General features: G+C 60.5%; 21 protein-coding genes and 1 pseudogene. 5 read left to right on the top strand and 17 right to left on the bottom strand.

The genetic code is table 11. From position 1 onward, the window contains the following. Positions 1-24 precede the first annotated feature (24 nt). Both pgi and FHX08_RS14910 read right to left on the bottom strand, forming a co-directional pair. Positions 25-1,650, bottom strand: a complete 1,626-nt coding sequence (gene pgi / locus FHX08_RS14915) for a glucose-6-phosphate isomerase (RefSeq protein ID WP_132652802.1) — start codon at positions 1,648-1,650, stop codon at positions 25-27. 140 nt (positions 1,651-1,790) lie between these two features. Then, positions 1,791-3,491, bottom strand: a complete 1,701-nt coding sequence (locus FHX08_RS14910) for a long-chain fatty acid--CoA ligase (protein ID WP_184327276.1) — start codon at positions 3,489-3,491, stop codon at positions 1,791-1,793. A gap of 249 nt (positions 3,492-3,740) precedes the next feature. Between FHX08_RS14910 and FHX08_RS14905 the strand changes: the two genes are divergently transcribed. Then, positions 3,741-4,133: a PRC-barrel domain-containing protein gene (locus tag FHX08_RS14905; protein WP_132652800.1), complete on the top strand. Its 393-nt coding sequence runs from the start codon at positions 3,741-3,743 to the stop codon at positions 4,131-4,133. Between the two features lie 49 nt (positions 4,134-4,182). Here FHX08_RS14905 and FHX08_RS14900 read toward each other — a convergent pair whose 3' ends face one another. From FHX08_RS14900 to FHX08_RS14875, 6 genes are all read right to left on the bottom strand, one after another. Continuing rightward, positions 4,183-6,633: a glycoside hydrolase family 2 protein gene (locus FHX08_RS14900; RefSeq protein ID WP_132652799.1), complete on the bottom strand. Its 2,451-nt coding sequence runs from the start codon at positions 6,631-6,633 to the stop codon at positions 4,183-4,185. A 15-nt stretch (positions 6,634-6,648) separates the two neighbouring features. Beyond that, the gene (locus FHX08_RS14895; RefSeq protein ID WP_132652798.1) at positions 6,649-7,044 is read right to left on the bottom strand and encodes a VOC family protein; all 396 of its coding nucleotides are present in this window, start codon (positions 7,042-7,044) and stop codon (positions 6,649-6,651) included. 148 nt (positions 7,045-7,192) lie between these two features. Continuing rightward, complete coding sequence (locus tag FHX08_RS14890; RefSeq protein ID WP_132652797.1) at positions 7,193-7,942, bottom strand: ABC transporter permease; 750 nt, start codon at positions 7,940-7,942, stop codon at positions 7,193-7,195. Further along, positions 7,939-8,883: an ABC transporter ATP-binding protein gene (locus FHX08_RS14885; RefSeq protein ID WP_132652796.1), complete on the bottom strand. Its 945-nt coding sequence runs from the start codon at positions 8,881-8,883 to the stop codon at positions 7,939-7,941. The genes FHX08_RS14890 and FHX08_RS14885 overlap by 4 nt, the downstream gene beginning before the upstream one ends. Then, a complete protein-coding gene (locus FHX08_RS14880; protein WP_132652795.1) occupies positions 8,880-10,046 on the bottom strand; it encodes an ABC transporter permease in 1,167 nt (388 codons plus the stop codon). The genes FHX08_RS14885 and FHX08_RS14880 overlap by 4 nt, the downstream gene beginning before the upstream one ends. Before the next feature lie 160 nt (positions 10,047-10,206). Further along, positions 10,207-11,115, bottom strand: a complete 909-nt coding sequence (locus tag FHX08_RS14875; protein ID WP_132652794.1) for an ABC transporter substrate-binding protein — start codon at positions 11,113-11,115, stop codon at positions 10,207-10,209. Between the two features lie 435 nt (positions 11,116-11,550). Here FHX08_RS14875 and FHX08_RS14870 point away from each other — a divergent pair, with 435 nt between their 5' ends. Beyond that, the gene (locus FHX08_RS14870; protein ID WP_132652792.1) at positions 11,551-12,801 is read left to right on the top strand and encodes a LysR family transcriptional regulator; all 1,251 of its coding nucleotides are present in this window, start codon (positions 11,551-11,553) and stop codon (positions 12,799-12,801) included. A 13-nt stretch (positions 12,802-12,814) separates the two neighbouring features. Here FHX08_RS14870 and FHX08_RS14865 read toward each other — a convergent pair whose 3' ends face one another. Next, positions 12,815-13,681, bottom strand: a complete 867-nt coding sequence (locus FHX08_RS14865; RefSeq protein WP_132653222.1) for an alpha/beta fold hydrolase — start codon at positions 13,679-13,681, stop codon at positions 12,815-12,817. 94 nt (positions 13,682-13,775) lie between these two features. Between FHX08_RS14865 and FHX08_RS14860 the strand changes: the two are divergent. Both FHX08_RS14860 and FHX08_RS14855 read left to right on the top strand, forming a co-directional pair. After that, a pseudogene (locus FHX08_RS14860) lies at positions 13,776-13,916 on the top strand (arginase family protein); the annotation flags it as partial. A gap of 181 nt (positions 13,917-14,097) precedes the next feature. Beyond that, the gene (locus FHX08_RS14855; RefSeq protein WP_132652791.1) at positions 14,098-14,820 is read left to right on the top strand and encodes a copper homeostasis protein CutC; all 723 of its coding nucleotides are present in this window, start codon (positions 14,098-14,100) and stop codon (positions 14,818-14,820) included. On the opposite strand, the gene FHX08_RS14850 is transcribed toward FHX08_RS14855, so the two are convergent. The 7 genes from FHX08_RS14850 to FHX08_RS14820 all read right to left on the bottom strand — a co-directional run bounded on the left by FHX08_RS14850 (position 14,817) and on the right by FHX08_RS14820 (position 22,768). Beyond that, positions 14,817-15,836, bottom strand: a complete 1,020-nt coding sequence (locus tag FHX08_RS14850) for a zinc-binding alcohol dehydrogenase family protein (protein WP_132652790.1) — start codon at positions 15,834-15,836, stop codon at positions 14,817-14,819. The two genes, FHX08_RS14855 and FHX08_RS14850, sit on opposite strands and share 4 nt — an antisense overlap. A 65-nt stretch (positions 15,837-15,901) precedes the next feature. Continuing rightward, positions 15,902-16,876, bottom strand: coding sequence for an ABC transporter permease (locus FHX08_RS14845; RefSeq protein WP_132652789.1), 975 nt, complete (start codon positions 16,874-16,876; stop codon positions 15,902-15,904). A gap of 26 nt (positions 16,877-16,902) precedes the next feature. Continuing rightward, entirely contained in the window at positions 16,903-18,456 is a 1,554-nt protein-coding gene (locus FHX08_RS14840) for a sugar ABC transporter ATP-binding protein (RefSeq protein WP_132652788.1), read from the bottom strand. Between the two features lie 101 nt (positions 18,457-18,557). Continuing rightward, positions 18,558-19,547 carry an ABC transporter substrate-binding protein gene (locus tag FHX08_RS14835; RefSeq protein WP_132652787.1) on the bottom strand — a complete coding sequence of 330 codons (990 nt, stop codon included), beginning with the start codon at positions 19,545-19,547 and terminating at the stop codon, positions 18,558-18,560. 212 nt (positions 19,548-19,759) lie between these two features. Further along, positions 19,760-20,206 (bottom strand): RbsD/FucU family protein, encoded by a 447-nt coding sequence (locus FHX08_RS14830; protein ID WP_184327275.1) that lies wholly within the window; start codon positions 20,204-20,206, stop codon positions 19,760-19,762. A 9-nt stretch (positions 20,207-20,215) separates the two neighbouring features. Then, positions 20,216-21,235, bottom strand: coding sequence for an aldo/keto reductase (locus tag FHX08_RS14825; RefSeq protein ID WP_132652785.1), 1,020 nt, complete (start codon positions 21,233-21,235; stop codon positions 20,216-20,218). A gap of 30 nt (positions 21,236-21,265) precedes the next feature. Beyond that, entirely contained in the window at positions 21,266-22,768 is a 1,503-nt protein-coding gene (locus tag FHX08_RS14820) for a UxaA family hydrolase (RefSeq protein WP_132652784.1), read from the bottom strand. 260 nt (positions 22,769-23,028) lie between these two features. Between FHX08_RS14820 and FHX08_RS14815 the strand changes: the two genes are divergently transcribed. Further along, a complete protein-coding gene (locus FHX08_RS14815) occupies positions 23,029-23,925 on the top strand; it encodes a GntR family transcriptional regulator (RefSeq protein ID WP_132652782.1) in 897 nt (298 codons plus the stop codon). A gap of 616 nt (positions 23,926-24,541) precedes the next feature. Here FHX08_RS14815 and FHX08_RS14810 read toward each other — a convergent pair. Further along, positions 24,542-26,032, bottom strand: coding sequence for an MDR family MFS transporter (locus FHX08_RS14810; RefSeq protein ID WP_184327274.1), 1,491 nt, complete (start codon positions 26,030-26,032; stop codon positions 24,542-24,544). Positions 26,033-26,387 lie beyond the last annotated feature (355 nt).

The raw sequence follows: 26,387 nt of genomic DNA, 5'->3' as shown, positions 1-26,387 counted from the left end.
TCGATAGCGGCGCAATCGCCGGGATTACTTGGCGAGCTTTGCCAGTGCAGCAACGAGCCCCTGTGTCGAAGAGTCGTGACCTGCAGCGCTTTCCTTGCCTTCGACGACCGGCAGAAGGCCGGTCGCCAGCTCCTTGCCGAGCTCCACGCCCCACTGGTCGAAGGAGTTGATGCGGAAGAGTACGCCTTCGACGAAGACGCGGTGCTCATAGAGCGCGATCAGGCGGCCGAGCGCGTAAGGCGTCAGCTTGTCATAGACGAAGGTGATCGACGGGCGGTTACCGTTGAAGACGCGGTGCGGGGCGATGAAATCGGCCTTCTTGTCGTCCATGCCCTTGTCGGTCAGCTGCTTCTTGGCTTCCGCGAAGGTGCGGCCCTTCATGAGGGCCTCCGACTGGGCGAGGACGTTCGACATCAGAAGCTGATGCTGGTGGCGCAGCTCCGGCTCGAAACCGTTCGCGGCGATCATGAACTCGGCCGGGATGATGCTCGTGCCCTGATGGATAAGCTGGAAGAAGGCGTGCTGGCCATTGGTGCCGGGCTCGCCCCAGACCACCGGGCCGGAATTGTTTTCGACGGGCGTGCCGTCGATGGTCACGCCCTTGCCGTTCGATTCCATGTCGAGCTGCTGCAGATAGGCCGGGAAGCGCGACAGGCGCTGGTCATAGGGCAGCACGGCGCGCGTCGGATAACCCAGCACGTTGCGGTGATAGAAGCCGATCAGGCCGAGCAGCATAGGCAGATTTTCGGTGATCGGCGCCTGACGGAAATGATTGTCGAGCGCGTGTGCGCCATCGAGGAACTTGCCGAAATTAACCGGGCCAACAGCGATCATCAGCGGCAGGCCGATGGCCGACCAGATCGAGTAGCGGCCGCCGACCCAATCCCAGAAGCCGAAGACGCGTTCGCTTTCGATGCCGAAAGCTGCGACCTTGTCTAGCGCTGTGGACACTGCGGCGAAGTGGTGCTGAACGGCAGCTTCGCCGAGAGCGCTGGCGATGAATTTACGCGCCGTCTGCGCATTGGTCATCGTCTCGACGGTCGTAAACGTCTTGGAGGCGACGATGAACAGCGTCGTCTCCGGCTGCACCAGCTTCAGCGTGTCGCCGATATGAGCGCCGTCGATATTGGAGACGAAATGGGCACGCGGGCCGTCATGAAACGGGGCGAGCGCCAGCGTCGCCATAGCCGGGCCGAGATCCGAACCGCCGATGCCGATATTGACGACATCGGTGATCTTCTTGCCGGTAGCGCCCTTCAGCTCGCCGGAGCGGATGCCGTCGGCAAACTTGCCCATGGCGGCAAGCACGGCGTTCACGTCGGGCATGACATCCTTGCCGTCGACCAGAACAGGCGTGTTGGAGCGGTTGCGCAGCGCCGTATGCAGCACGGCGCGGTCTTCTGTGAAGTTGATCGCCTTGCCGGAGAACATCTCCTCGCGCTTCTTCTCGACGCCGCCTTCTTCGGCGAGCTTCACCAGAAGCTTCAGGATCTCGTCGTTCACGGCCGTCTTGGAATAATCCATCAGCAGGTCGTCAAGCGATACGGAAAAGTGAGAGAAGCGCTGCGGATCGGCTGCAAATGCGGCGCGCAGATCGGTGGCCTTTGTGGCAACAGCGATGCTCTTCAGTTGTTCGACGATGGCATTCATGGAAGGCTCCTTTGGAGGCGGAGAGGGCTGCGGAAACTATTCCCTTTCTCCGGTTCAAATCAAGTTCAGCCATCTGTCGAAATATGAAAAAAGCCACCCGCGACAAGCGGATGGCTCTCAATTTCACGAGACCGTTAAATTCAGCCACGCAGGTCCTTGCGCAGGATCTTGCCGACTGGCGTCTTCGGCAGCTCGGCTCGGAATTCGATGAAGCGCGGCCGCTTGTAATTGGTGAGATTGGCCATGCAATGGGCCTTCACCTCGGCCTCGGTGAGATCAGGATCCTTGCGCACGATGAAGAGCTTCACCGCTTCGCCGGAATGCCTGTCCGGCACGCCGATCGCGGCGGCTTCGAGGACGCCTGGATGCATGGCGGCCACTTCCTCGATCTCGTTCGGATAGACGTTGAAGCCGGAGACAAGGATCATGTCCTTCTTTCGGTCGACGATCTTGGTGTAACCGCGCTCGTCCATGAAGCCCATGTCGCCGCTGCGGAAATAGCCGTCCGGCGTCATCACCTGCGCCGTTTCCTCCGGCTTGTTCCAGTAGCCGGTCATCACCTGCGGCCCACGGATGCAGATCTCGCCGATCTCGCCAAGCGGCAGAGAATTGCCGGCCTCGTCGCGGATGTCGAGTTCCGTCGAGGGAATGGGAAGTCCGATCGAGCCAGTGAATTCGGGAGAATCGAAGCGGTTGGCGGTGGCGACGGGAGAGGTCTCCGAAAGTCCGTAACCCTCGGTGATATGCGAGCCGGTCACCTTCAACCAGCGTTCCGCCACCGGTCTCTGTACGGCCATGCCGCCGCCGAGCGACATGACGAGCGATGAGAAATCGAGCTTGGCGAAATCGGCATTGTTGAGCAGCGCATTGAATAGCGTGTTGAGGCCGGGGAAGATATGAATATCGGACTTCTGGAATTCCTTCACAAGCCCCGGAATATCGCGCGGGTTGGCGATCAGCACATTATGGGCGCCGAGCGACATGCCCATCAGCGAATTCACCGTCAGCGCGAAGATGTGATAGAGCGGCAGCGCGCAAAGAAAGTTCAGCACATCAGGCTGCTTCTTCTTGTCGAAGGCGGATTTCAGCCAGAGCTGCAGCTGCAGCTTGTTGGCAAGCAGGTTCTGGTGTGTGAGCACCGCACCCTTGGCAATTCCAGTCGTACCTCCAGTATATTGCAGGAAGGCGATGTCGCTCCCGGAGAGCGCGACAGGCGCCAGCGTCTTCTTCGCGCCCTCGGCAAGCACCTGGCGGAAGCTTTTATGGTCCGGAATGGACCAGGATGGCACCAGCTTCTTTTTCCGGCGGACGATGAAGTTGACGATATGCCCCTTGAGTCCGAGCATTTCGCCGAGAGAGGTGACGACGACATGGCGCAGGTCCGTCTTGTTGATCACCTGCTCGACGGTGCGCGCGAAGTTTTCGAGAACGAAAATGGCCTTGGCGCCGGAATCGTTGAGCTGGTGTTCGAGCTCGCGCGGCGTATAGAGCGGGTTGACGTTCACCACGATCAGCCCGGCGCGCAGGATGCCATAGACTGCGACGGGGTTCTGAAGCACGTTCGGCATCATAACAGCGACACGGTCGCCCTTCTGCAGGCCGACGCTCTGCAGCCAGGCAGCCACTTTGCGGGTTTGCGCCTCGAGCTCGCGATAGGTCATTGCCTTGCCCATGCTGGAAAAGGCTTTGCGACCGGCAAAACGTGCACAATTCTTTTCCAGAAGGTCGGGAAGCGATGTGAATTCCAGCGGGGGAATCTGGGCCGGAACGACGTCCGGATAGTTAGCAAGCCATGGTTTTTCCGGTTTCGCACCGCTTGGGTGGGCGGAAATGCTGTTCATTTTCTCTCTCCCATTCGGCCGCCGAAACCGGATTTATCCGGTCTGAATCGGAAGATTCCTCCATCCTCCGTCAAAGGCAGCTTATGCCATTGCTTGAACGGTTCAAGCAACTTGAGGCTACAATAACCTTGACGTAAACGTCAATATCCCGAGGGCACACGGGGCAGCCTGCAACAGGGAACTTTGAAGCGTAGGACACGTTTGATTGGTGTGGATGAACCCACGAGGAAACAACAAAGGAGGTGCACAATGTTGAATGAGGATACCGACGCCACCCGCCGTGACCCGAATGTAAAGGATACGCCGACGCTGATTGCCAGCGACCGCGTGGAAGGCACCCGCGTCTATGGCGCCGATGGCAAACACATCGGTTCCATCGAGCGCCTCATCCTCGGGAAGCAGGACGGCCGTGTGGCTTATGCCGTTCTGAGCTTTGGCGGCTTCCTCGGCATCGGCCATGACCACTATCCGCTGCCATGGGCAAAGCTGACCTACGATACCCAGCTGGACGGCTACCGCATCGATCTCACGAAGGAGCAGATCGAAGGCGCGCCGAGCTACGCGGATGATGACGACACCTGGTACAACGACAACGGTCGCCGCGTTTATGACTACTACGGCGTGCCACCCTACTGGATGTAACGTTATCCGCGAGAACGAGCCGGCAGAGGCCCCGCCAGAGCGGGGCCTTTCAGTTTGCGTTCAAGAGATCATTGGCGGAGCGCAGTACGGTTCCAACAACGATCTCCTCGGCCGACAGCTGTTTCTCGGTCACTAGGCGGAAGACATGGCTCTCGCCGGGGAGCAGGGTTACCAGCATGGAATCGACCACCGCCGCAGGATCGAGCCGATCCGCCATCAGACAGAGGTCTTTCAGAAAAACCTTGGCGCTTACCGTGACCTCGTAGCCCCCAGTCGATCTTGCCAACGCAATATCGATCTCTGGTTCCGGGAGCTTAAGATCGACATCCTCGACGAAGTAATGGAAGGCGCGTTTGTCAAGCATCTGCACGACGATGACTTCCTCATTCACCGAACCGGCTTTCGCAACATCATCGGGCAAAGGAAATTCCCTCGCCTCGAACCGATCGCAGAGCAGCCGCCAGAATTCGAACTCCGCCAGCACAGTGCCATCAAGCCGCATGCGCTTGCCGCTGATCTTCGAGCGCCAGAACAGCGTCTGCTCGTTGACGGCGACCGCCGAAAGGCCATTTCTGCGCGGCTGGATCGTCAGCAGGCGAGGGTGGAAGGCCTGCTGCATCGCATACCAGAGCGGTTTGCGCCGTCCGGCCGAATCGAGAGCTGCCCATGATGTGACCGGCCAGCAATCGTTGAACTGCCAGACGACCGCGCCCTTGCAGATATCGCGATGCGAACGCATGTGCTCGACGGCAAAGCGGATGGCGCGGGCCTGATTGAGTTGCGTGGCGAAATGCCAGTCATCCATCGTCTGCGGCACGGGCAGATGCCCGGCAAGCCCTTTGACGAGCTTGTCATTGCCCTGGGTCGCCTTCTGATGATGAAAAACCCCACGCGATTCCGGCGTCAGCGGCTCGTCATGCACGCTCTCCTGGAGCGTTGCCCATGTGGGCGGCGCCTGCCAGCCGAATTCCGAGCAGAAGCGTGGAATGTAATTGCGATAAACCTCGTAACCGACGTCGTTCCAGACGTCCCAGATATGTTTGCAACCGTGCCGATCGTCATTCGGCTCGATCTCCATGGAGCCCGAATAGGGGCTGCCGGGATAATAGGGCCGGTCGGGGTCGAGCTCGGCGCAGAGCTTTGGCAGGACATCGAGATAATAGCCGAGCCCCCAGCTCACGCCGTCCTTGATGATCGGCCGCCAGCCCCATTCGTCGAAGCCCCAGATATTCTCGTTATTGCCGTTCCAAATGATCAATGACGCATGCGGCATCAGCCGCACGACATTGTCCCGCACCTCGGCAACGACCTCGCTCCGCAGCGGCTCTTCTTCCGGGTAGGAGGCGCAGGCGAAGAGAAAATCCTGCCAGACGAGCATGCCGGCCCGGTCGCAAGCCTCGTAGAATTCGTCCCGCTCGAAGATCCCGCCGCCCCAGACGCGCAGCAGGTTGATATTGGCGGCCTTGGCTTCCTCGATCCGCGCCGCATAGCGCTCCGCCGTTACGCGCGAGGGAAAGCAGTCATCCGGTATCCAGTTGGCGCCACAGGCAAAGATCGGTACGTCATTGATGACGAAGGTGAAGGCCGAGCCATGCGCATCCGGCGACGTATCGAGCCGCAGCGACCTGAAACCGATTTTCTTCGCATAGGTGTCGAGTACGTTGCCGCTCTCGTCTTCCAGCCGGATCTCCAGCGGATAAAGCGGCTGCGCGCCGAGATGATGCGGCCACCAGAGCTGCGGCGAGGGCACGCGGACTTCGAACGAAACCTCCTCCGCATCCGCCTCGACCATGAGCGTCTGCGTGACGCCGCCGATCTCGGCGGTGATCTTCGCCGGCCCGGCATCGCCATGCCTCGCCAGCCGCATATGCACCTTGACGAGCCCGTCGCCACCGGCAAGTGCTCCCGAGACTCGCGTTTCAGCAAGCCGCGCGCGATCCCAGCTTTCCAGCCGCACCGGCTTCCAGAGCCCCGCGGTCACCAGCGTCGGACCCCAGTCCCAACCGAAATTGCAGGCCATCTTGCGCATCAGGTTACCCGGACCCGGATAGTTGTTGGGACGGTAACCGTAGTGTTTCTCCATTTCGGCGCCATAGGCATAGGCGGAATGGAAGGTGACGCTGAGCTCGTTCTCACCATGCCGCAGCAGCGACGAGACATCGAAGCGATAGGTGCGGTGCATGTTGAAAGTGCGGCCGATCTCCTCGCCGTTCAGCCAGATCGTCGCAATCGTGTCGATCCCGTCGAAGACCAGTTCCTGCACTTTGCCGGCGTCAGGCTCGGCCTCGAAATTCAGCCGGTAGGCCCATTCCGTCCTGCCGATCCAGTCATTTGTGATCTCGTTGATATCGAGATAGGGATCGGGGATCAGCCGGTTCGCCAGCAGATCGAGATGCACGCAGCCGGGCACCGTGGCCGGAATGGTCTTTGACAGAGCGCCTCTTCCTGTATCGTTACAGGAAAGCGTCCAGCCGTTATGAAGCTCTCTCCTCCCAATCATGACAAGCCTCTTATCTTATTGGAAACGACCGTGGCGCTGCAGCACTTCGATCTTGTAGCCGTCGGGATCGGTGATGAAGAAGAACAGCCCAAAGAGCTTGCCGTCGCGGTTGAGTTCCACGAGCTTGCCGGGATTGAGGCCGAGATCCGTCAACCGCTTGTGCTCGACCTGCACTTCCTGGACAGAAACGGCGAGATGTCCGTAAGCGTCGCCGAGATTATAGGGCTCGATGCGGCCCTTGTTGACTGTCAGCTCCAACTCGAAGCCGGTCTCGTCATTGCTTAGGTAGATCAGCGTGAAGGTCTCGAAATCGACGCGGTCGGCAACCTTGAGTCCAAAGACCTTGCTGTAGAAATCGACCGAGCGCGCCTCGTCCAGCACGCGGATCATGGAATGGATCATCTTGGCCAAGGCGGTCTCCCATCGCTGATATCCAAAGCAATTCCAGCAAAATGTGCAGCGGCTTTGCATCCGGAATTGCGTAAAAACAAGCAGATAGAGCACTTTCGTGATTCGAAGAAAACGAAGGTGCGCTCTATCTGCCTTGGTAGCCGCCCTCTCAAGCGGGACGCAAGCCCATTCTGCGGGTAATCGCGCCTTCGAGCAGGCCGACGACATCATAGATCAGCACCGCCATGAGGCCGACGATCAAACCGCCCTGCAGGATGAAAGCCGTATTGTCGGAGATGAGGCCGGCAATGATCACCTCGCCGAGGCCCTTTGCCGCAACGGTCGAGCCGATCGTCGCCGTGCCGATATTGATGACGGTCGCGACTTTCAGCCCTTCGAGGATCAGCGGCAGTGCCAGCGGCAGTTCGACCTTGAAGAGGCGCTGCGTGCCGTTCATGCCCATGCCGTCGGCGGCGTCCAGCACCTGCGGCGATACCTGCTTGAGGCCCGCGACCGTATTCTCGAAGATCGGCAGCAACCCGTAGAGGAAGAGCGCGATCAGCGTCGGCGTGGCGCCAAAACCGGTGGCGGGGACGGCGAGCGCCAGAACTGCGACCGGCGGAAAGGTCTGACCGGCATTGGCAATCGCCCGCGACAGCGGCAGGAAATCCGCTCCGCTCGGACGCGTGACGAAAATGCCGCCGAGCACAGCCAGCACTGCGCTACCGATGATGGAGACGAAAACCAGCTCCAGATGCCCGAGCGCCAGCGAAGCAAGGCTGTTTTGCGTATAGACCGGCGGCGCATTGTTGTTGGTGAGCGGCACCAGCATGAAGGAGAGCCACTCCGTCCTGAAGATCAGGATAAGCAGCACCACCAGTGCCAGCGCGCGAAAGAGGTTGGCGACGATGAATCTCATGCCTTGCGGCCCAATTCGAGGAGCCGCTCCATGGTGATCGAACCCACCGGCGCCTTGTTCGCATCCTGTACGGCCGCCTCGTCGACGCCCTGCCAGATCATTTCGGCAAGCGCGTCGCGCAAGCTGAGCGACTGTGCCAGCGAATAGGGCAGGCCGGGTTTGGCAGGCTGCATGCTGTCCTTCAGCGGCGTCAGCGACATCAGCTTCAGCGCCCGATCGGATGTGCCGGTGAGTTGTTGCACAAAGGGATCGGCAGGCTCCGTCAGGATCTTTTCCGGCGTCGAGCATTGCAGCATCCTGCCGCCGCTCATGACGGCGATCTGGTTGCCGAGATGGAAGGCCTCGTCCATGTCATGCGTGACGAGGACAACAGTCGTGCCGAACTGTTTCTGGATCGCCAGCAGATCGTCCTGCGCCTTTCCGCGGATGACGGGATCGAGCGCGCCAAAAGGCTCGTCCATCAAGAGGAGTTCCGGCTCGGCCGCCAGCGCCCGGGCAACGCCGACGCGCTGCTGCTGGCCACCGGAAAGCTGATGCGGATATTTTTCCGCGAACGTCGCCGGGTCGAGATTGAAGAGGCCGAGCAGTTCGGTGACGCGCTTGTCGGTACGATCAGCATCCCAACCGAGCAGCTGCGGCACGGTGGCGATATTCTGTGCGACCGTCCGGTGCGGAAACAGGCCGTGTCCCTGGATGGCATAGCCGATCTTGCGACGAAGCTCAGTCGCCGGCACGTCCATAATGTTCTGTCCGCCGACGAAGATCTGACCCTCGGTGATCGGTACCAGCCGGTTGATCATCCGCATGAGCGTCGATTTGCCGGAGCCCGACGTGCCCACGATCACGGTGATCGAGCCCTTCTCGACATTGACAGAGACATTGTCGACGACAGTGGCCGAGCCGTAGCGCTTGGTGACATTCCTGATCTCGATCATGCTCATGTGGCTGGCCCCTGGATGCTTTCGATGACCGCATCGAGGATGACGGCCGAGGAGAAGGCGAAGAAAACGGTCGGCACGGCGCCGAGCAGGACGAGGTCCATGGCCGTCTGGCCAAGCCCCTGGAAGATGAAAATGCCGAAGCCGCCGCCGCCGATCAGCGCGGCGATCGTCACCATGCCGATCGCCTGCACGAGCACGATGCGGATGCCCGTGAGGATGACCGGAAAGGCAAGCGGCAGATCGATACCGGTCAAGATCTGCCGGCGCGTCAGCCCCATGCCGGCGGCAGCGTCGCGCACGGATGGATCGACACCTTCAAGGCCGACGACCGTATTGGCGACGATCGGCAGCAGCGAATAGAGCACCAGCGCAATCAGCGCCGGCGCCGTGCCGATGCCGCGAATGCCGATATCGGCGGCAAGCGGCACATGCGCGGCAAGGTAGCCGAGCGGCAGCATCAATATGCCGAAGAGCGCCAGGCTCGGAATAGTCTGAATGAGGCTCAGCGTCTGCAGCACGACTGCACGCAGTTTGGGCACCCAGAAACAGAGGATGCCGAGCGGCAACCCGAGCACGATGGCAATCGCAAGCGAGCCGAACGCCAGAAGCAGATGGGAATAGGCCTCGGTCCAGAACTGCGCCGAACGCGTGGAAAATTCCCTGAGGATCGACAGGCTGTCGAGCAGGCCCGATGAAAGGCAGATGCCGAGCAGGGCGGTATAGGCGACAAGGGTCAGGACGCGCATCCAGGGCGTCAGCCGGATCTTCGCCAGCGCATCGGAGATGATGAGGCCGATGACCCCGAAGAGCACCCAGAAACTGCCGCCGGGCGTCATGCGCGCCACGGTGCTGCCGGGCGGTGTCGCAGCCGTTGCCACGAGCCCGATCGCCAAAATCAAGGCGGCGAGACAGAGTGTGCCGAGCCCGAGACGGACAAGAGCGCTGCGCAGGAAAAGCGTTGTCAATGCGGTGGCAACCAAAAGCACCAGCAGGATGATCACGGAAGTCTGGGGGATGAGCTGCGTCAGCAGCATCGGCTTGCCGGCGGCGATACGGTTCGCCTTCACATAGATGAAAGGCAGAAGAGCCGTCGCCGCAATGCCGCCTGCCACGAGTACCACGCCGAGCCGGTCCAGCTTGCGGACCGCTAAGGTTTCTTCCATCGATCCAACCCTGTCCGCAACAGGCCCCGCCCGAATCCCGGGCGGAGCACGACAGCGCCGCGTGCCTTTTCAGACGGGCAAAGGGCGCTGTAGCACTTATAAACGCTGCATAATTTTATCCGCAAATCGATCCCGATTTAAGGAATTAGGCAGTAGGCAATTACTTCAGGAAGCCCTTTTCCTTCAGATAGCTTTCGGCAACCGACTTCGCCGGCTCGCCATCGACCTGGATCTTGGCGTTGAGCTTGCGCAGCTCGTCTGCCGTCAGGCTCTGGAAGATCGGAGCGAGGATTTCCTGGATCTTGGGATTGGCCTGCAGCACCGCTTCACGGATGATCGGGGTCGGTGCATAGACCTGCTGCACGCTCTTGTCGTCTTCGAGAACCGTCAGCTGGGCCGCTTCGATCGCGCCGTCCGTGCCGTAGACCATGGCGGTATTGACGCCGTTGGTCTGGTCGGCGGCCGCCTTGATCGTTGCGGCCGTATCGCCGCCCGAAAGCACGACTTCCTGATCCGGCTTCAGGGTGAAGCCATAGGTGGTCTGGAAGGCGGGCAGGGCGCCGGCGGAGTTGACGAATTCGGCGGATGCCGCAAGCTTGACAGCACCGCCGCCCGAAACCCACTTGCCGAAGTCGGACATGGTCTTGAGCTTGTTCGGACCGGCAACGTCGCTGCGCACGGCCAGCGCCCATGTATTGTTGGCCGGCGACGGTGTCAGCCAGACGATCTTGTTGGCGTCATAGTCGAGTTTCTTGGCCATCTGATAGCCCTGGTCGAGGTTCTTCCAGGCAGCATCATCGGCCTTGTTGAAGAAGAAGCCGGCATTGCCGGTATATTCCGGATAGATGTCGATTTCGCCTGCGGTAATCGCCTTGCGCACGACCGGCGTGGCACCGAGCGCGATACGGTCCTGCGTCTTGATGCCGTTGGCTTCCAGGGCGAGAGCGATGACATTGCCGAGCAGCGTGCCTTCGGTGTCGATCTTCGACGAAACGACGACGTCTGCGGCGTGGGCCGCGCCGACCGCAAAAGCGGAAAGCGAGACGGCAAGTGCGAATTTCCTAAGCATGATTATCCCCTTGGTTGAACACCGTTAAACGTCGCGAAAGCCCCGGATGCGAAGCCTGCGCGCATGAAACCCTGGCCGGCAGGCTGGCTCTCAGGCCATCATGCCGGAAATACGTGCGTCATGGAAATAGTGTGCATCCTCGAAAATTCGATGCCCGAAAATCGAAGCAGCCCCCTCCAGTATTCGCTGTCGCGGCGCGATTATGGCGGCGAATGCAAAACCGTTCGCGGAATTGCATTTCCTTTTCCAAGGCCGGCGCGATTTGTTTTTGTCCCCTTGCGTGTTGCCACGATGTTCCGGTTGCTTATTTTCGGTTCTGCCGCCGACCGGACTTCTTGTTTAGGTGAACGATAGCCTGCACCCTTGTGAGCAGGGATATCTTTTTTCACGAACACGTCATATCCTCCGCCTTTTCAGTAGTTTCCGGAGAAAGCCGTGCATCTCGGCGCCCTTTTCATCGCAAGCCATGTCCTGTCCTCCGGCTCCATGCGCGAGACGGCGCGCCGCTTCGACATCTCCGTGTCGACCGTGTCTGCGGCGATCGACAATCTGGAAACGGAGCTTGCCCTGAAACTTGCCGAACGTTCTTCGGGCGAGCTGGTCATCCTGCTCGCCGGCGGCAGGGCTCTGGAGGGATTGACGCCGATCCTAACCGCAATTGAGCAGCTCGGCGGCAGGCTTGGCCATCGCGAACCGGAAGCTTACGGTCAGTGGGCCGCCCGCATTCCCGTCAAGCTCGTCACCATCGAGCGCTATCTGGAAGTTGCCGATCAGGGCAGCATCAACAGAGCAGCCCGTCGTCTTCGCCTTGGTCAGCCGCAGCTTTCGTTGCAGATTGCCAATCTTGAGAAATTCTTCGGCGCCCGCCTCTTCGAGCGCCAGGCTCAGGGCTCGGCGCTGACGGAGGAGGGCCGTCTTGCCTATACAGTGTTTTCGACGATCAGCCTCGCCTGGAACGAGTTGAAATCCGCCGCGGACGAACGTTATCAGCGCACAGCGCGTTCGCTGCGCATCGGCGCCATCATTCCCACGGGCGCGGAAAGCTGGGTCGCGCGCTGCCTCGGCAGCCTCGTTGCGGAGTGGAATGCCGGGCGCAACAAGAACGCCCTGTCGCTCGTCTCGATGACCGCTGACGATTTGCGCGAGGCCTTGAAATCCGGGCGCATCGATGTGGCAATCCTCGATTCCGTCTTCGGCCTGGACAGCTTCCGGCATCGTGAATTGCTGCGCACGGATATGGTGGCGATCGCCCCGCCCGACAGCACGGAAGCCACCGCCGCCGAGCTTGTCGCCAGTCATCCCATCTGCACGCCGAGCCCGCGGACCGGCATCGGCCATGCCGCCATGGCTTTCGGTTATGACCGCACCCTGCATCGCCGCCTCCGCGACCGGGACATCACCGCGGCGGATTCGCTTCCTGTGATCGTCGATCTCGTCGCCAATCACGGCTACGTCTCCTTCCTCGGCCGCGTCAGTGCCATGCCGATCGCCGATCGGGTACGCATTGTCGAACTCGCCGAACCGATGCCCATGTCCTACCACGTGGCCTTCAACCATCGGAAAGCCGCGGCTGACGCTTGCGACCTGCTGATTGCGACGGCGGCAAAAATTGTTCCCATGCCTGTCGAGCAAAGTCCCGCCCTCACGGGAAGCGGACAGGCAGCTTTTGGCGATAAAAACAGATAACTGCCGTTGCCGGTTAGGACTCGATCCGTTCGAGAAATGATCGCATAAGCGAAATAACCTCATCGAGGTTGGTTTCAAGCAGCCAATGGCCGCCATCCAGGAGATGCAATTCGGCATCTGGCAGGTCGCGCAGATAGGCTCGCGCTGACTCTTCGGGCATGTAGTGATCTTGCGGCCCCCACACGATCAATGTCGGCGGCTTGTACTGCTGAAGATATCGGCGGTGCTCAGGAAACCATCGGCGGTTCGCCTTGAGGTCAAACAGAATGTCTGCGGCGGCGTCCTTTCGCCGCTCGGTCACCAGCGACCAGTGCAATTGCCAAAGGTCCGGCGCGATGAATCCAACCAAATCTGCACGGACATCATTTAAGAACTCGTCGCGGAAGTTTTCTTCCGTAACAGCCTTTCTCATCGCCGCACGCATCTCTTGATCGGGCAGCGACCAGAATTTCTCGATATCGGCGTACTTCGGGCCAAGCGCATCTTCGTAAGGTATGTCACCGTTCTGAATGATCTGAGCCACAACCCTTTCAGGCCGCATGATCGCCAGCCTAACCCCGACCGGCGAGCCGAAATCGTGAAGGTAGATCACGAAGCGCTCGATCTTCAGCTGCGTCACGAACTGGTCGAGCCACATGGCATAACCGTCGAAGCTGTAGTCGAAGTCATCGGGTGTACCGCTATAGCCGAACCCGGGATAGTCAGGAGCGATCAGCCGCCATTTGTCGGCTAGTCTCGGCATCAGATTGCGAAATTCATAGGATGAACAGGGATAGCCGTGCGGCAGGAGAACGACAGGCGCACGTTCTGGTCCTGCCTCTCGGTAGAAAGTGTCCACCGGTCCGATCTGAACCCTGCAATGTCTGACGCGCGTGTCCATGTGTTCGCCTCCTTCGTAGATAAAGCGCTTTTCAGGGTCAGGGTTCCAAGGCATCTGCACAGTGCGTGGTGGTTAGATGACGGGCGGCCTGCCCGTACGCGCGATGCGCATCGAGCCCGCCGCGCGCGAAGCGGTCGATCACCTGACGCGAGAGGAGCTGGATGGCTTCTTCATCCACGTCGATGCCGACTGCATCGACGATGTCATCATGCCGGCGCTCGGAACGGCAGCGCCATGAACACGGCATAACGTCTACGTTCCAGCGAAGGGAGCGCGCTCTGAACGGTCGAGATGAGGTCGAGAGCCGCCGTTATTACGATGCATTGGTTTGATCCCGGCAAAATAATCAGGCTATAGCGTGGAATCGGCGGTTGGCGGACAATCGGCGGTGCTAGCGGAAGAAGAGGGTTCGGACCATGGCCGTTTTGCTGGAAGTATGCGTCGATAGCGCTCAGGGCCTCACGGCTGCGATCGAGGGCGGCGCCGGCCGTATCGAGCTCTGCTCGGCGCTGGAACTCGGCGGGCTGACGCCACTCCCGAGCCTGATGCGGATTGCCGCCGAAGCTCCGATCCCCGTCTATGCAATGATCCGTCCGCATGCCGGCCCCTTCATTTTCGACGCGACGGATGAGAAGGCGATGCTGGCCGACATCGATGCTGTCAGGGCCGCTGGCCTCGCCGGCGTCGTCATCGGCGCAAACCGGCCGGACGGCGCGCTTGACATGCCGCTCATTCGTCGCCTGAAGGCGCATGCCGCCGGCCTCGGCTCGACGCTGCATCGCGCCTTCGATCTCGTGCCCGATCCGGATGCCGCTCTCGAACAGGCGGTCGAGCTCGGCTGCGAGCGCATCCTCACCTCGGGCTGTGTGCCGAAGGCGATGGACGGACTGGAAACGCTGAAGTGCATCTCAGTTAAGGCAGCCGGCCGCATTTCGATCATGCCGGGCAGCGGTGTGCGCCCGAGCAATGCCGTCCAAATCCTGCGGGCGACCGGTGCTCACGAAATTCACGGCTCCTGCAGCTCACCCGTTGCCAGTGCCGATCCGCGCGCCGTCTCGTTCGGCTTCGATGTGCCGACCTCGAACCGGACGGATGTCGCGGTCGTCAGGCAGATGCGCGCCGCAATCGATACGCTTTAATCAGCGACCTTGATCACAGCCTTGATGAGGCCGCTCTTTTCGTGCGCCCAGCGGGCGAGATCGCGCGGCGCATCGGCAAGTGTCGTGCGATGCGTGATCAGCTTGTCGACCGGCACGAGACCCCCGGCGATCGAATCCGCGACGTGCTCGAAATCGACCCGCGTCGCATTGCGGCTGCCGATCACCATCATTTCCCGCTTGTGGAACTCGGGATCGGAGAAGCGGATATCGTCCTTCACGACGCTGACGAGCACAAGCGCGCCGCCGTGGGCGACGAAGCTGAAGGCTTTCTCCATCGAAGGTCCATAGCCCGTCGCATCGAAGACGACATCGAAACCGTCACCGTCAGTCTTAGCCTTCACGGCATCGAGGGTACCGTCATCAGCGACGATGCCGGATGTGAAGCCGAAGCGTTCCGATGCCATCTGCAGCCGGTCCGCGCTGGTGTCGAGCAGCGTCACGTCATGACCGGCGATACGCGAGAAGATCGCCGCACCGAGGCCGATCGGACCTGCGCCGATCACAAGCGCGCGGGAACCGGCTGATGCCATGGAGCGGCGCACGGCATGTGCTCCGATCGCCAGGAATTCGGTGGTCGCCGCGGCCTCCAGGCTGAGACCCTTGGCGGCATAGAGATTACCCGCCGGCACGACGATTTCCTCGCAGAATGCACCGTCCGTATGTACGCCGAGAACTTTGATATTGGTGCAGCAGTTGGGCTTGCCCTGGCGGCAGGCGACGCAGGTCCCGCAAGAGAGGTAGGGATTGACGATAACAGGTGTACCAATGGCCATCGCCACCCCGTCGCCGACCTCCAGCACGGTCGCCGAGATCTCGTGTCCCATCACGCGCGGATATTCGAGGAAGGGGTGCTTGCCTTCGAAGATGTGATAGTCCGTGCCGCAGATGCCGACATGGCTGACGGCAAGCCGTACCCAACCAGTATCAGGTGTTTCGGGAGAAGGGCGCTCGACGAGATCGAGGACGCCTGGTTCGCGGCAGAGCACTGCTTTCATGATAGGTCTCGCATTGCTGAAATGAAGAAAGCCGGCCTTTGGGCCGGCTTCGTTTTGCGTCCCGCTCAGCCTGCCCGGCGCCGGCGAAGCTGGTCGAAATAGACGATGACGATGATCAGCAGGCCGGTGATGATACGCTGCCAGAACGAGTTGACGTTCAGGAGGTTGGCGCCGTTGTTGATGGTCGCCAGAATGAAGGCGCCGATCAGCGGGCCGTGCACGGAACCGACTGCACCGAAGAGCGACGTGCCGCCGATAACGGATGAAGCGATCGCCTGCAATTCCCAGCCGTCGGCTTGTGTCGCGTTGCCGATCGCAATGCGCGAGGCGAGCAGCACGCCGACGAAGGCGGCAAACGAGGCCGAAAGGATATAGGCAAGGTAGATCATGCCCTTGACGTTGACGCCGGAAAGCCGCGCGGCTTCTGCATTCGAACCGACGGAGAAGAGATAGCGGCCCCAGCGGCTCAGATGCAGGAAGACGAAGGAGGGGACCGCCACCAGGATGACCATCCAGAACAGGCTCGGAACGCCGAGGAAATCGGCGCGGGCGAAATTGCTGAAACCTTCGTCCGTAATGCTGATCGTCGAGCCGTTGGTGATCAAGAGGCCGATGCCCCGCAGCGACGTCAGCGTCGCCAGCGTGATAATGAAGGGCGGCAGGCCCATATGCACGATGCCGAAGCCATGGAAGGCGCCAATCGCGACTCCGATTGCCAATGTCAGCACGATCGCCGCCCAGAGCGGTACGCCGGTCTGTAAGAGCCAGGCGATGATGACGGTGCAGAAGCCGACGATCGCGCCGACCGAAAGGTCGATGCCCGCAGTAATGATGACAAAGGTCTGGCCGAGCGCCAGGATCGCCGTCATCGCGCCTTGGCGCAGCAGGTTGGAAATGTTGAGCGGCGTCCAGAAGCTCGGGGTGACGAAGCCGAGCACGACCCAGAGGAAGATCAGCAAGCCGATCAGCGTCAGGCCGAACAGAATATTCATCTTCCGGCGCGGCGGCGGCGCGACGATTTCGGTGGGGGTGGCAGTCATGATTTTCTCCCTCTTATTCTTCTGGCTCAGACGCCGATCGCTTCGCTGAGCACTTCTTCATGCGTCGCCGCGTGGAAATCATGGCTCGCGACGAGCTTGCCGCCGCGGAAGACGTGCAGCCGGTCGGCCAGTTCGTAGACCTCAGGCAGGTAGGAGGAGATCAGGATGATGCCTGCCCCCTCTTTCAGCAGCTTGGCGAAGAGCCGATAGATTTCCGCCTTGGTGCCGACGTCCACCCCGACGGTCGGCTCATCGAAGATGAACAGCCGGGCGCCGTGGCTCAACCACTTGCCGATGACGATCTTCTGTTGGTTGCCGCCCGACATGCTGGAGGCCGGCACGCGCCGGCTCGGCGTCTTGATGCTGAGATCGCGGATTTGTTTGTCGGCATTGGCCGACTCCCGCGTATGATTGATGACCGGTCCGTGGCTCAGCCGCCCGAAGACCGGCAAGTTGATGTTGAGGCCGATCGACTGGTTGAGGCAAAGCCCCTGGTCGCGCCGGCTTTCCGGTGCCAGCGCAATTCCGAGCTCCATGGCGGTGCGTTCGTTGCGGATGTTGACGCGCTTGCCCTTCCAGTGGATTTCGCCGGCGCTTGTCGGCTGGCGTCCGTAGAGCCCGAGCGCGAATTCGCTGCGCCCGGCGCCGATCAGGCCATAAAGGCCGACAATCTGTCCTGCCTTGACGCTCAGCGACACGTCTTCGAAGCCCGGGCCGGTGAGGCCCCTGACATCGAGAATCGTCTCGCCGATCGGAATGTCTTCCTTGTGGTAGATCTGTTCGATCGTGCGGTTGATCATCAGCGCGATGAGCTCGGCCTCGTTGGTCTCGCCGATCAGCCGCGTGCCGACATGCGTGCCGTCGCGCAGCACCGAGACGCGGTCTGCCAGTTCGAAGACTTCTTCCATGCGATGGCTGATATAGACGATGGTAACACCTTCGCCTTGCAGCCGGCGGATCAGCTTGAAGAGCTGCGCGGATTCCTGGCGGGTGAGATAGGCAGTCGGCTCGTCAAAGATCAGGAACTGCGTGCCGCGCATCGCCGCGCGCGCGGTGGCGACGAGCTGCTGCTGACCGATCGTCAGCGAGCTCAGCAGCGCACCGGCTGGCAGGCCGAAGCCAAGATCGTCGAGCACAGACTGCGCCATCTTCTCCATCTGCTTCTTGCGCATCAGGCCGTAGCGATTGACCTCGTCGCCGAGGAAGAGATTGGCGGCAACAGTCAGGTGCGGGCAGAGCACGACTTCCTGGTGGACGGCATTGATGCCGCGGGCGATCGCCTCGTTCGGCGTCGACAGCCCCACCGGATGGCCGCACCAGAACACTTCGCCGGCCGTGCGGGTGATGACGCCGGTGAGCAATTTGATCAGCGTCGATTTGCCGGCGCCATTTTCGCCGACGATGGCGTGGATTTCGCCGGCAAAGAAGGTCAGCGTCGCCGGCTTCAGCGCCTGCACGTGACCGTAATTCTTCTGCAAGCCTTTCAGTTCGAGGATGGGCGATCCGGCGGGAATTCGATTGGCTTCTTTCAGCGTCGCGCTGTCATCGTGGCGATGACTGACCTCTTCCAGTCCGGTCATGGACCTCTCCTCCTCTTGTCACGTCTGCTCTCCATCCCAAACATACCATGGATGGAAAAAGCCGCGCCGGTTTTGAAGCCGGCGCGGCTCGTCTGTCGTTATTACTTGATCTTCGGGTTCAGGAGCGCGTCGATCTTCGGCTCTTTCATGTTCGCCTTGGTGACGAGGTTTGCACCCGTATCGACATTTGCCGGGACCTTTTCACCCTTGGAAACGGCAAGAGCCGTCTTCACGCCGTCATAACCCATGCGATAGGGGTCCTGAACGACGAGGCCCGCGAGTGCGCCGTCCTTGAGGAAGCCGACCGTCTTGTCGTCGCTGTCGAAGCCGATGACCTTGATCTTGTCGCCGAGCTTGTTTTCAGCGATCGCCTGGCCAACACCCTGTGCCATGATCAGGTTCGACGCAAAGACGCCGACGAGTTTCGGGTTTGCCGTGATCAGGTCGGTCATCATGTTGAGGCCGGTGGTTGCCTGGCCGTCGGCATACTTGTCGGCGATCACCTTGAGGCCCGGATACTTCGACTTGATTTCATCGAGGAAGCCCTGGCGACGCTGGTCGAGCGAGCCAACGCCCGGCAGGCTGGTGATGATGGCGATTTCGCCTTCTTCCTTGCCCGTCGCGGCCTTGATGGCGGCGGCAAGGCCGTCAGCAGCGATACGGCCACCCTGGACGTTATCCGTCGTCAGGAACGACTTGAATGCCTTGGAGTCGGCTGCCGAATCGATACCGATGACCGGAACGGACTTGGCGGCTTCATCGATCGGCTTGCCGAGTGCCTTGAATTCGGTCGGCGAAATGACGACGGCGGCTGGCTTGCCGGCAACGGCATTTTCCAGAATCGAGATCTGGCCGTTGATGTCGGATTCCGACTGGGCGCCGAGTTCCGGTACCTTCACGCCGAGATCCTTGCCGGCCTGGCGAGCGCCGGCCAGAACGATCTGCCAGTAGAAGGACGTCGTGTCCTTGACGATGATCGGGATCGTCACGTCGGCAGCAAAGGACGTGACCGGCATCGCCGTCGCAATGACGGCGGCGCCCGCAAGTGCCGTAAAGGCCCGGCGGGACAGAAGGGTTTTCACGATGCTCATAAGGGTTCTCCTCTCAAGGTGCGTTCTCCTCCAATGAAACCAGACCGCTGAACGCGAGCGGACGATTTTTATCGATAAAAAACATTTGCAGGAAGAAGCTAGCCGAGGCGCGATCAAATTGCAAGTGCGCTGATTTCGCCTTCGTAGCCCATCAAATTGCCTTCCAAGCATTTGTTTTTATTTCAAATACATAAAGACCTAAAATAAGGTCTTTAGTCGAATCGCACCTCGTGCGGATGCACGACGCCCTTCTTCAAAATAAGGTTGCCGTATAGCCGGAATTCGGTGGTCGCGACGATATAAGCGGCCTTCCGCGCCATCTCGTAGAAGGCGAAGCGCTCGACAGATGCGATGGGAAAATTTCCGGCGCGCCGGGTGACGATCTCCTGGAATTCGGCGCAGACTTCCGGCACGGCCTTGGCATCGCCGACCACTTCCATCCGCCATGCCGACTGCGGCACGAATGTATCGAGCGGCATATGGGTGAGGATCGCCTCGGCCATATCGGTGGCACTGACGCCATCGGCCCGGATGACGTCGGGTCCCATGCTGCTCGCCGGGAAATTGGCATCGGCAATGACGATATCGTCGCCATGCCCCATGCTTTTCAGCGCATAGAGCAGATCGGGACCGAGAAGCGGGTGAATACCTTTAAGCATGTTGTCTCCTCAGACCCGGACGGCTTCTTCGCCAAGCGGTGCGGCGACCAGCGTGTAGGGCTCGAATTCGGAATAGATATCGGCGGGAAGCTGCGGTTCGAAATTTTCCATGTTGCGCACGAGGCTCGAAGGCCTTGCCGTGCCGATCAGCACCGAGGAGACGATCGGATCGCGCAGCGGAAATTGCAGGGCGGGGGCGGCAAGCGGAACGCCATGACGCTTGGCCACCGCTTCCATCGCGCCCACCTTGCCGAGCACCTCGTCATTTGCCGGCATATAGTCGAAATGCGATCCCGGCACCGGACCGGTTGCCAGAATGCCGGAATTGAAAACGCCGCCGACGACCAGCGACGTATCCTTCTGCCGGCAGAGCGGGATGAGCTCGGCAACCGCCGACCGGTCGAGCAGCGTGTAGCGGCCGGCAAGCAGGATCACGTCGATATCGGCATTGCGCATCACGTCGAGGCAAACAGGCACTTCGTTGACGCCGAGACCGAACGCCTTGATCGCGCCAGATGACTTCAGCTGCTCCAGAGCCTTGATGCCGCTGTCGAGGAAATTCTTCAGATGAACCGCATTCTTGGCAGCACCGTGCGTATAGCCGCCGATATCGTGGACATAGAGAATATCGATGCGGTTGAGGCCGAGCCGCGCATAGCTGAAATCGACCGACCGCATGATGCCGTCATAGGAATAATCGTAATCGGCATCGAAGGAGAGCGGATCGACATAGCTGTAATCCGGAACGCTGCCGGTCGGCACCGGGCGCAGCAGGCGGCCGACCTTGGTGGACAGCACATAGTCATTTTCCGGCTTGCCGCGCAGGAAATCGCCGACATGTCGTTCGCCGAGCCCAAGGCCGTACCACGGCGCCACATCGTAATAGCGGATGCCGTGGTTCCACGCCGTTTCCAGCGTTTCCATCGCCTGCTCGCGCGGGCAGGCGCGGTAAAGGCCGCCGAGTGCCGCGGCGCCGAAGCTGATTTCGGTCACCTCAAGCGCCGTCTTGCCGATTCTCCTCGTCTTCATCATTCCTCCCCGTGAAGACCTTAATATCACTTAGAGCGTGGCGCCGAGATGCCACGGAACGAATTCGTTATCGCCGTAGCCGAAGATTTCGCTTTTCGTCTTCTTGCCCGAGGCCGTCTCGACGATCAGATCGAAGATCTCGCGGCCCTTGGCGCTGATCGTCGCGTCACCCGTAACGATGGTGCCGCAATCGATATCCATGTCCTCTTCCATCGAGGCATAGAGCGCCGAATTGCTGGCGAGCTTCAGCGAGGGGGCGGGGCGACAGCCGAAGCAGCTGCCGCGGCCGGTCGTGAACGCGATCATGTTGGCGCCGCCGGCCACCTGGCCGGTGGCGGAGACCGGATCGTAGCCGGGCGTGTCCATGAACACGAGGCCGGGAGCCGTGACGCGCTCGGCATAACCATAGACGGCAGTCAGCGGCGAGCGGCCGCCCTTGGCGACAGCGCCGAGCGACTTTTCGAGAATGGTCGTCAGGCCGCCGCGCTTGTTGCCCGGCGACGGATTGTTATCGAGCGAGGCGCCGTGCAGGGCGACATAGTCTTCCCACCAGGCGATCTTCTCATCGAGCTTCTTTGCGACTTCCTCGCTAACGGCGCGGCTGCGCAGCAGATGCTCCGCGCCATAGATCTCGGAGGTTTCCGAGAGGATCGCCGTACCGCCGGCGGCCGCCAGCAGGTCTGCTGCAACGCCGAGCGCCGGATTGGCGGTGATGCCCGAAAAGCCGTCGGAACCGCCGCATTGCAGGCCGATGATGATCTCGCTGACAGACATCGGCACGCGCTTTTCACGGCCGACATCGGCGGCGATTTCGCGCAGTACGCCCATGGCGCGCTCGACCGCGCGGCGCGAACCGCCGGCATCCTGAATGTTGAAATGCCGCTTGGAGGCGCCCGCGCCGCTCTGGCCGTAGAGCGTCAGCTGGTTGACCTCGCAGCCGAGGCCGATCATCAGCACCCCGCCGAAATTCACATGCCGCGTATAACCGGCGAGCGTGCGGTGCAGCACATTCATGCCGTCGCCGGTCGAGCTCATGCCGCAGCCCTGGTCGTGAACGATCGGCACGAAACCGTCGATCCCGTCATAATGCGGCAGGATCGTGCGGTTGGCCTCGTCGGCGATCGCCCTGCAGACCGTGGTGGAACAGTTCACGCTGGCAATGATGCCGATATAGTTGCGCGTCGCAGCCCGCCCGTCGGCACGGCGATAGCCCATGAAGGTGCGCGCCCTGTCTTCGGCACTGGCTTCTTCGGGAGCGGAATTGGCCGTTGCGGCGAGGCGGTCGTTTTCGAAATGCAGGTTGTGGCTGTGAACATGGTCGCCGGCTTTCACATCCGCCGTGGTACGGCCAATCGCCTGGCCGTATTTCACCACCGGCATGCCCTGCGGGATGTCCGTTATGGCGATCTTGTGGCCGGCGTCGATCTTCTGCCGCGTCGTCACATTGGCGACATCGGATCCTTCAGCGATCGGTGCCGTTGCGACCGCGACATTGTCTCCTGCCGACAGGATGATCCAAGGCTGTCTGTCCAATTTCTTCTCCCTGAGGAAGCGTCCGTTGATCGGCGCTTGTTGCCTCAATTGCGCATTGATTTTGTTTTTTATCTACAATAAACATTTTCAAGTCAACGGGAATATTGATCCTGTGGACGAGGGAGGCAAACGGCCGCATGCGACTGAAAATAAGATAAAGGTCGCTTGAAGAGGCTCCTGGTCCGGCTAGGCCCGTTCTTGGCGGCGGGCATGATGGCCGTGTCTCTTGGGCCGTATCGTCGGGCGGAAAGCGGGGTCTGATGGCAAGACAGAATACGGTCTTCAAGGAAGCCTACAATCGATATGCGGCAGCATTGCGCATGGATACCGCGCTGCCTTCGGAGCCTGAGATTGCCGCCCAGCTCGGCGTCAGCCGCAGCACGGCACGCGCTATCCTGACCCGCCTCAGCGACGAGGGCATCATCCGCTGGAACAAGCGCCAGAAGATCGTCCTGCGCCAGCCGACCGACCGCGACTTCTTCCCCTCGGAAGAAACCGATTCCCTGCACGACATCATCGAGCGCAGTTTCATGCAGCGCATCCTGTCGGATGAAGCCGCCCCCGGCATGCAGATCAACGAGCTGGAGCTCGCCCGCGAGATCGGCACGGGCACGACGAGCGTGCGCGAATTCCTGATCCGCTTCTCGCGTTTCGGCCTGATCGAAAAACGCCCGAACAGCCACTGGACGCTGAAGGGCTTTACCCGCGAATTCGCGCTGGAGCTTGCCGACGTGCGCGAAATGTTCGAGCTGCATTCGGCCGCCGAATTCGGCAAGCTGCCTGCCGGGCATCAGGCATGGGCCGATCTTGCGGCGATCAAGAAGGAGCACGTTTCGGTGCTCTCCGATATCAACAATCGCTTCAAGGAATTCTCGGCCCTCGACGAGCGTTTCCATCTCCTGATCCACCGCGCCTCGAAGAACCGCTTCATTGCCGATTTCTATGACGCGATCGCCATCATCTTCCACTATCATTACCAGTGGAACAAGGCGGCCGCCCGCGAACGCAACGAGCGCGCCATCCACGAACACCTCGATTATATCGCAGCACTCGAAGCCCGCGATCAGGCAAGGATCGAGGCCGCCTGCCGCATCCACCTTCGCTCGGCCCGCCAAACGCTGCTGCAGTCCATCCCGCAGGCGGCTGAGACTGCGTGAACTGCCGAGCGACGCCTCGGCTCACGCGACCGCCGACGCTCGTCCCTCTCTAATTCTTGATCACGTTGATGTTGACGGTCACGTCCTTGATGGTCCCTTCCCCGTAAGACACTCTCACTTTATACATATCTTTTCCAGAATAGCCGCTCTTGGAAGTATAGTATTCGGATACTCCGGGAGATTTCCTGGAATTGCACCTGCTCTGCGGGGCGTTCGTATAGTTAGCGAAAATATTTTCCCTCACGAATTCGACGGATCCGTGCTCCGGGGCTTGCATTAGTTTTACACTCGGCATTGTTCTTGGGCTGCAATCTGGATTCAGCATGTAAGACTGGCCCATTTTTGTCCGCTCTCCACTTAGAGCTCGACTATGATCTTCGGAATTCTGGATACCATTATTATTTGTGACGCATCCCGACAGACCTAACATTGTAGAGAGCACAAAAATTGAAATATGACTTTGTCTGAAAAATCCCGAAACAATCATTAGTATTTCAGCTCCCGGTTTTATTGATGCTATAATTCGCCTTATCCAAGGAATGAGCGGTTGTAAATGACCCGGGCGAGCGTCATTCCTTTGTTATTGCATTTTTGCACTTCGGGAAAAAGATCAGGTCTAATGGGAGGCTGCCTCGCTCGCCGCACCCCCACCCTGCGCCTTCACGCCGCGGCCGATCGGAATGAGCCAGGTCGTCGCAAAGGTCAGTACCGCCACGAGGACGACGCCCCAGAAGCTCCAGTGGAGTGCGGCGTCAAAAATGCCGCGTACCGTCGCATCGCCGGCGAGTTCCGAAAGACCGGTCGGCTCGTTCAGGACATTGTGCAGGCTGTTTGCCGCTTCACCCGTCGCATAGTGGTCGATCCCGGCATTGAGGATGGCGCCGAGCACGGTGGCGCCGAGCGTATTGCCGAGGCTGCGGGCAAAGATGATCGAGGCTGTGGCGCTGCCGCGCATCGACCACTCCACGCTGTCCTGCACCAGCGCGATGCTGGTGAGATTGATGAGGCCCATGCCAAAGCCCATGAAGAAGGAGCCGGCGCCCGCAACCGCCGGGTGGCTTTCCGGCGTGAGGAACAGCAGGAAGCAGGCGCCGAAGGGGAACATGAAACTGCCGACCCTGAGCGTATTGCGGATGCCGAATGCCCGGAAGAAGCGGCTCGAAAGCATCACCGACAGAGGCCAGCCGACGACGAGCATGGTCAGCGTGAAACCGGCGACAACAGGCGAGCGGCCGAGCACGCCCTGCACATACATCGGCAGGATCGTCGAGAGGCCGATCAGCGCCATGCCGGCGAGCAGCATGCAGGCATTGCTGGTCGCGACGAGCCGCCGGCTCCAGAGCGCGATGGAAATGATCGGTTCCGGCGCGCGCCTCTCCTGCAGCACGAAAAGGATGCCGGTCACGATGAAGACCACGGCAAGCGCGATGAGGATCCAGGCCGGTGCGGTCGTCTCCGTCAGGATCGTCAAGAGCGCGATGATGGAAATCGAAAACAGGATGGCGCCGAGATAGTCGATCTTCGCTTGCTTGTGCGCCACGTCCTCCTTCAGGAAGATCAGGAAGGCGATGATCGAGAAGATGCCGATCGGCAGGTTGATCCAGAAGATCCAGGCCCAGGAAATCGTATCGACGATGATACCGCCGGCAAGCGGTCCGACGACAGCCGAGGCTGCCCAGACGGTCGCCATCACGCCCTGTACCTTGCCGCGCTCCTCCAGCGTGAACAGGTCGCCGATAACAGTCATCGTCACCGGCTGGATTGCGCCGGCGCCAAGGCCCTGCACCAGACGGAAGATGATGAGCGAGGCCATCGACCAGGCCAGCCCGCAGAAGAGCGAGCCGACGAGGAAAACCAGGATGCCGCCGATCAGCACCGGCTTGCGGCCGAAAATGTCGGAAAGCTTGCCGTAGATGACCGTTGTCGTCGACTGCGCCAGCAGGAAGGCGGAAAAGACCCAGCTGTAATAGGAAAAGCCGCCGAGCTGGCCGACGATGCGTGGCATCGCGGTCGCAACGATCGTGGCCTCGATCGCCACCATGAAGGTCGCGAGCATGATGGTGGCAACGACAAACGTGCGGTTGGATTGCTTCGATGGTGCGGACATGATGGACCTCTCGAGCTTTCTCAGCGAAACGGAAAAACGGCTTTGTGCTGATGGGCCAGGTGCAATGGGGGGTGTCGGCAGTCTTTTATGCTCCTGCTGGTAGCAGGTAAAGCGCAAGTCATAGCTTTCTTCGATGTCGACGCTTTAAAGCGCTTCCGGCGCCGGCAAATTTCAAATACAAGGCGTTTTGCGAAGGAAGTTTCGGTGGCTATCCGCCGGAAAATGGAGATCTGGCAGGCTGCCAGGGCTCTCGGATGTCAGGATTGCATTTCCGCCAGGTTATTCCCAAGTGGAACCTGATGCAGGCCTGTGAACCGCTCCATCGCGGATGCGAAGGGTTCGGATCCGGGCACGG

It is taken from the genome of Rhizobium sp. BK529, assembly GCF_014194105.1.
Taxonomy (GTDB): Bacteria; Pseudomonadota; Alphaproteobacteria; order Rhizobiales; family Rhizobiaceae; genus Rhizobium.
Note: the sequence above shows the minus strand (reverse complement) of the source record. Positions and strands in the feature narration are given on the sequence as shown.

Coding starts and splice junctions, on each gene's coding strand:
- FHX08_RS14850 (WP_132652790.1), bottom strand. CDS start 15,836: ATGAAAGCAGTGCTCTGCCGCGAACCAGGCGTCCTCGATCTCGTCGAG.
- FHX08_RS14840 (WP_132652788.1), bottom strand. CDS start 18,456: ATGACCGGACTGGAAGAGGTCAGTCATCGCCACGATGACAGCGCGACG.
- FHX08_RS14885 (WP_132652796.1), bottom strand. CDS start 8,883: ATGAGCATGATCGAGATCAGGAATGTCACCAAGCGCTACGGCTCGGCC.
- pgi (WP_132652802.1), bottom strand. CDS start 1,650: ATGAATGCCATCGTCGAACAACTGAAGAGCATCGCTGTTGCCACAAAG.
- FHX08_RS14815 (WP_132652782.1), top strand. CDS start 23,029: ATGGCAAGACAGAATACGGTCTTCAAGGAAGCCTACAATCGATATGCG.
- FHX08_RS14865 (WP_132653222.1), bottom strand. CDS start 13,681: ATGGACACGCGCGTCAGACATTGCAGGGTTCAGATCGGACCGGTGGAC.
- FHX08_RS14825 (WP_132652785.1), bottom strand. CDS start 21,235: ATGAAGACGAGGAGAATCGGCAAGACGGCGCTTGAGGTGACCGAAATC.
- FHX08_RS14875 (WP_132652794.1), bottom strand. CDS start 11,115: ATGCTTAGGAAATTCGCACTTGCCGTCTCGCTTTCCGCTTTTGCGGTC.
- FHX08_RS14900 (WP_132652799.1), bottom strand. CDS start 6,633: ATGATTGGGAGGAGAGAGCTTCATAACGGCTGGACGCTTTCCTGTAAC.
- FHX08_RS14855 (WP_132652791.1), top strand. CDS start 14,098: ATGGCCGTTTTGCTGGAAGTATGCGTCGATAGCGCTCAGGGCCTCACG.
- FHX08_RS14905 (WP_132652800.1), top strand. CDS start 3,741: ATGTTGAATGAGGATACCGACGCCACCCGCCGTGACCCGAATGTAAAG.
- FHX08_RS14880 (WP_132652795.1), bottom strand. CDS start 10,046: ATGGAAGAAACCTTAGCGGTCCGCAAGCTGGACCGGCTCGGCGTGGTA.
- FHX08_RS14835 (WP_132652787.1), bottom strand. CDS start 19,547: ATGAGCATCGTGAAAACCCTTCTGTCCCGCCGGGCCTTTACGGCACTT.
- FHX08_RS14830 (WP_184327275.1), bottom strand. CDS start 20,206: ATGCTTAAAGGTATTCACCCGCTTCTCGGTCCCGATCTGCTCTATGCG.
- FHX08_RS14810 (WP_184327274.1), bottom strand. CDS start 26,032: ATGTCCGCACCATCGAAGCAATCCAACCGCACGTTTGTCGTTGCCACC.
- FHX08_RS14845 (WP_132652789.1), bottom strand. CDS start 16,876: ATGACTGCCACCCCCACCGAAATCGTCGCGCCGCCGCCGCGCCGGAAG.
- FHX08_RS14910 (WP_184327276.1), bottom strand. CDS start 3,491: ATGAACAGCATTTCCGCCCACCCAAGCGGTGCGAAACCGGAAAAACCA.
- FHX08_RS14890 (WP_132652797.1), bottom strand. CDS start 7,942: ATGAGATTCATCGTCGCCAACCTCTTTCGCGCGCTGGCACTGGTGGTG.